The sequence below is a fragment of the Fulvivirga aurantia genome, assembly GCF_009711475.1.
In the GTDB taxonomy this organism is placed as follows: Bacteria; Bacteroidota; Bacteroidia; order Cytophagales; family Cyclobacteriaceae; genus Fulvivirga; species Fulvivirga aurantia.
Window position 1 is genome coordinate 1 of sequence record NZ_SMMD01000162.1, and the last position, 781, is coordinate 781.

Consider the following 781-nt stretch of genomic DNA (forward strand, 5'->3'; position numbering starts at 1 on the left):
GCCTATGACCAGACAGCCTAATCATCTTCTTGGCTAAATCAACTATTTTCACTGACTTACCCATATCAAATAAAAATATCTCACCCCCTTTCCCCATTGCACCAGCTTCTATCACAAGCTCACAGGCCTCACTAATTGTCATAAAGTAACGCGTTATTTCGGGATGTGTAACCGTGACTGGGCCGCCTTGAGCGATTTGCTTCTTAAAAAAAGGAATTACTGATCCATTTGAACCCAACACATTTCCAAATCGGGTGGTCACAAACTTAGTATGCGTGTTCTCATGGAAACTGTTTAAGCTTTGAACATAGATCTCAGCTATTCTTTTAGAGCAGCCCATCACATTAGTAGGATTAACGGCTTTATCGGTTGAAACCATTACAAACTTGTGTACTTTATATTCTGTAGCCAGATTCGCAAGATTTCTCGTGCCTAGAATATTGCAATTAACGGCTTCTGTTACATTGTCTTCCATAAAAGGAACATGTTTATAGGCAGCGGCATGATAAACAATTTCAGGTTGGTGCTCTTTAAATATCGCCCTGATGCGCTTATGGTCTGTAATATCAGCTACATATGTTTTGATACTCACTTCTTGAGAGTCAAGCTGATCCAGCTCTCTAAATATCTCATATAGCGCTGATTCTGACTGATCAATCAAAACTAACTCTGTAGGATTATAGGTTACAAGTTGATTAACCAACTCACTACCTATTGACCCTGCGGCACCAGTTATTAATACTCTTTTTGATCTTAAATGATCTATTACTAATTCATTATT

Annotated in this window: 1 protein-coding gene; it reads right to left on the reverse strand. The window is 38.5% G+C overall.

Annotation, left to right across the window (positions count from 1 at the left end):
- A partial coding sequence (locus E1176_RS00465) for a UDP-N-acetylglucosamine 4,6-dehydratase family protein (protein ID WP_155208627.1) occupies nt 1-781 on the reverse strand: 781 nt, incomplete at both ends.